This is a genomic window from Nitrososphaera sp. AFS (assembly GCF_009898475.1).
GTDB lineage: Archaea > Thermoproteota > Nitrososphaeria > Nitrososphaerales > Nitrososphaeraceae > Nitrosopolaris.
In genome coordinates this window covers 1397-5765 of record NZ_QURE01000109.1, presented here as the reverse complement: position 1 = coordinate 5765, position 4369 = coordinate 1397, and the positions used below count along the sequence as shown (strand labels likewise).

Below are 4369 nucleotides of genomic sequence, written 5' to 3'. Positions count from 1 at the left end.
TGGCGAGCAGTAGACGGACAAATAAACCCTCGCCCAGAGAGGAGGTAAGGAGGTTGCCACAATGGACAGTGTAGAAATAATATCTGTATTGGCGGGTTCGTTGGTATTGCTAGGTCTGTTCTTCCTACCGATAGCATATAAGAACAGAGACTATAAGCCTAGAAAGAAATTAGTAATTGAACGATAACTGGTAAAAATAAAGTCATATGGTCTGCAAACACGCATGACATGGGTAAAATAATCTAATGGCATAAACAAACAGAATAGACTACGACCACATATGGGTAAGCTAATAGAATAGTCTATCTGCGTTCTTGACTCACTACTACATTGACGCCATATGAACTTCTTATGTTATCATATGAATCATAATTATAGCTGGAAGTAGTACTAGAGTTTGCAGTTGGATATACCAAATAGCCAGAGGCATTACCATATTACTTGTCTAGAATACTTAAATGATTCAGGCCTAGCATATCTTATGCATGTAACACAATTTGACCCTTGTCAATAAACTCATGTACTTTGGCCTTGTCAATAAACTCATGTACTTTGGAATAACGTGTTTGATACTGTCCAGAAGTGTCAAGAATCAAGCTACAAACTAAAAAGAAGTGTATATTTTAGTTTGAGCTTTTCTCAATAATGGTCTTCTCCATTCATTAGGGGGATTATCCCTTTAGTAAGTACTGGGACGAGTTTGCCCTTTTGATTTGCAATACCAAAATGAATCAACTTATCCGATTCTACTACTTGTTTATAGGATGACAATGCATATCGTATTCTATTAAATGGATTATTAAATTCTTATATAATTTGTCACCAAGGATAACAAAAGGAGATCTTTATGGGTGAACAATACCAGGAAGGAGGAACATCAAGATACACTAAAAGTATCTGCATTCCTTGTAAAGAAGGGACGCATAGCGTTTGTATTGGATCGCCTTGTGAGTGTGCCGAACACGGGCACAAGATCGTGTAACTTATAAAACTGAGGGCTATGTAATTATTTTATTTCCTAAGAATTTATTCTAAATTCAATATATCCTCTTATTCTTCTATATTTCTAAAGAGTGTTCTGTAGCACTTGACAAATACTATTGCATTTCGTTATATGTGCAATGAACCACAGTAAAATGATGCTAACAATCACAGCGATTGTAGCAGCGGCAGCATTAGTAACAGTAGCATTTGCTGCACCACAACAGGTCATGGCATACCGACACCACCATCATCATAACGACAACCACAAAAGTATCAGAGTAGATCAGCAAGTAAACCAAGAAAATAATTGTAGCGATTCAGTCTGTGCTAACGATGGTCAAAATAATTATGGGCCCCTACAACCACAAGTTGTTTGGAACAACACCGCCTGATAACTTCAGTGTCGACCGCTCATACTGAAAAAAAGAACCAATAGGTTCATTTCTCATTTTTTGCATTCAACCAATCAATTGAAATTTAGCCCTATAGCTTATAGCGCCGCTATTGGTTGTACTGTTTAGTATCTCATTGAACTACGGTTGTGGTTCAACTGCGGCGCTGGCTGGATATCGGACAAGTGGTTTTCCGATATCTATGGTATTCCACTTCATTTACCTTAAGTATGTAGGCGCTGTTGCAGCTTCCTACGTCGTGTCATAATAGCGATATCGCACGTAGGATGCATGCAGCTATTTTCCTGAATAGGAAATATTCTGTCTAATTATGGTAGCCGGCCAATTATACTTTGATTGCGTCAGCAGCCTCTGGAGTGGATGCATATTTACTCTTCTCTTGTTCGCGGATGATCTAAATCTTCTCCGGCCGTACAGAGACCTTAAACTAGGTTTGTTCAAGGCAAGACCACACTACAAAAGGGATCATCAGGCGGATTATAAAGAATATAGCTCGTTCCTAGTGTTCTGTATAATAGCAGCTGGCATACTCCTAGCTAGTCGGTGTCTTCAAACCTGTACAACTACAACGAAACCGTGTAGGTTTTGTTACCGAATAGATCAAACGAAGAACCAATCAAAGAAAACTAAACTAAAATTAACTTTATCATAGGGTCATTAAGCGCTTCGCGAATCAGCTTGGAAGGGTGAATAACAACTAGAGAACTTCTATGTGGGCGGCTTCTTATTTCTGCTGTTCACACGCACAAGATTGCTGCGGAGGGTTGGAAAGTGAAGAACGCTACATCAAGCTCCTGTATGTGTTCCAATGTATTTTTATAGTTCATGTTATAATAACAAACGTGAACCGGTTATTTCTGATAAGTGGAATAGCTGTTTTTGTAGCGGCAATATTCCTAATCTAATACCAAATACACCAAACACGACTATGGCATACACTTGCAGTAGTTCATCTAGCACACACAACGTAAAGCTTCAGTCGAGCTTAACTGGCAGCTCTGGTGGTTGTGCTGTTAGCTCTAGTGCTGCTACTACTTCTGGGCCTAATTCGACCGCTTCTGGTCCCAATAACACTATAGGAATTGGCCTTGGAAGCAATAGCCTTAGCGTCTCCAGCGTTGCATCTAACATACCTGGACATGCATTTGGGAATGGACAGATTAATGAGAACTCTGGCGGTGTGGGAACGACCTCGTCAGCTAGTTCTGGCGGTTCCCAGGCGAGTTGTTCGTCAAGCACTGCTACAACTTCAGGGGGAGCCGTTACTAGCTCAAGCAGTCAATCACAGCCAGGCAAGTGTCCATAACTTTCTTTTCTTTTCTTTTAGCTATCTAAAATCTCAAAAAGAGTATAGAAACTAGCGACATCTTTCGCTTGATTTGGCCAAATGCTAGAGTCTAAGAAGAGTAAAGGCGGGGCTACCACTCCAGTTTATCAGGATTCGTTGATTGATAGGCTGGATTGGTTGATTGATATAGTAGGGGTTGTTTATTAGCAATTAAGCAACAGAGTCAAGTCAAGTCTGGATAGTCGCTGGCACCGTTGGTTATTGGCTTACTACCATTTATTTGTCAGTCACCTGTATCTCAAGTAAACCCTTTTTGAATGTGTTGAATTTCATTTAGAGTATATCTCCCTGACTAGTTGTTGTCTATATGGCTAAAGCTCACCCATTCCCATTGCTTTAGCATATTGACGCTTGTCTAACGATACCTAGCACAACATAATACTGGAAAAAAACTGTATTGCCTTCTGGATATCGAATATAGTTTCCAAAGTTGCAAGAGCCTAACATGCTTTGTCTAAACAGCCATACTGATCTCCGGTCAATGCTATTGGTGTGATAGGTGCTATTCATAGGATTGAGAATAGATATTGATACGACTGAATCTTTCTTAATCTGGCCTTTTCGTCACGGCTCAAATTTGGCGTTTCTTTTTGGCCACTACCATAATTCGAATCATGACAAAAAATGCATCGGCATTTTGGCCCGATTCTGTCCCATACTTCATGCGCTCATATCCAAGAGTCCCTTTTGTCCTCAAAGAGATTCGCCTTCTAACTTCTCATATTCAATCCAATTTACATTCAGTTCAATTTAGAGCGAAAGCAACTCCTCTCCAGAATTTTCGAGCAAAGATTACCCCGTCGTACAATTCTAAAAGTTCGCTCATCCACTTGCTATAGTCGCTCTCAGAATCTGAAATAGTTGGTACTATGTTACTAACAGGATATGTGCAAATCACAGTTCCTCGTATGGGCTTGAGATTCTTGAAACGATAGTCGCGTTCCCACTCAAGATTAGACCGAATCTGTTCTTCTGTATTTGTCTTAAAGATGCATTGAAGTACCAGTCTCTCAGGTTGATTCTCCTTGGTCCACGGACGCAGTGCAACCTCTGACAGTTCCTGCAGTGTAGCCTGGCTATTATTTGAATATTCAACTAGATTTGGAACCTTGTACACAAAAAACAATCCCTTTTTCATAAATTCCTCGGTGCTAATACCAGCATCAGACATTTCCCTGATTACCGATTCAGTATCCTCTTCTGAGATGTATACACACCGTTCGTTCTGCGCTAGTCCGCTTTTAAGGAATTCAAACAGAATTATCCTTGCATATTCTAGCTCTTCGTAAAAAAGCACAATGTGTTTGCCATGTCTTGTTCTTTTTACAAAATTGAGTGGCTGTTGGAAAAACTCCAATTTCCTAACCGTTTGAACTAACTCCAACATCCTGAACAAATGATACTTTGCTAACAAACTGGTCAAAAATAGAATCGATTACTGCATTGGCAGAAGAATCATTATCAAGCATTTGTTTTAGCAACCTTTCAAAGACTGCTGGTCTAGACAGAATATCGTCCTGGCTTAGTCTATGTGTATTATTCATACTTTGAAAAAGAAGTATAGCCGAGTCCTGTCCAAGTATTCTGTCTATCCCTTGGCTTATTGTATTGATAATTTCATCTC

General features: G+C 39.7%; 4 protein-coding genes. 2 read left to right on the top strand and 2 right to left on the bottom strand.

Annotated features, from left to right (window positions below; translation table 11 throughout):
- Positions 1-1121 precede the first annotated feature (1121 nt).
- Positions 1122-1376 carry a hypothetical protein gene (locus tag DYY65_RS10015; protein WP_162477821.1) on the top strand — a complete coding sequence of 85 codons (255 nt, stop codon included), beginning with the start codon at positions 1122-1124 and terminating at the stop codon, positions 1374-1376.
- A gap of 829 nt (positions 1377-2205) precedes the next feature.
- Positions 2206-2703 (top strand): hypothetical protein, encoded by a 498-nt coding sequence (locus DYY65_RS10010; protein WP_162477820.1) that lies wholly within the window; start codon positions 2206-2208, stop codon positions 2701-2703.
- Positions 2704-3490: 787 nt separating this feature from the next.
- On the opposite strand, the gene DYY65_RS10005 is transcribed toward DYY65_RS10010, so the two are convergent.
- Both DYY65_RS10005 and DYY65_RS10000 read right to left on the bottom strand, forming a co-directional pair.
- Positions 3491-4102 carry an RAD55 family ATPase gene (locus DYY65_RS10005; protein ID WP_162477819.1) on the bottom strand — a complete coding sequence of 204 codons (612 nt, stop codon included), beginning with the start codon at positions 4100-4102 and terminating at the stop codon, positions 3491-3493.
- A gap of 4 nt (positions 4103-4106) precedes the next feature.
- A partial coding sequence (locus DYY65_RS10000) for a hypothetical protein (protein ID WP_162477818.1) occupies positions 4107-4369 on the bottom strand: 263 nt, incomplete at its 5' end.

Excerpts from the sequence above, each read along its gene's own strand:
- DYY65_RS10015 (WP_162477821.1), top strand. The coding sequence starts at position 1,122 with ATGAACCACAGTAAAATGATGCTAACAATCACAGCGATTGTAGCAGCG.
- DYY65_RS10010 (WP_162477820.1), top strand. The coding sequence starts at position 2,206 with ATGTATTTTTATAGTTCATGTTATAATAACAAACGTGAACCGGTTATT.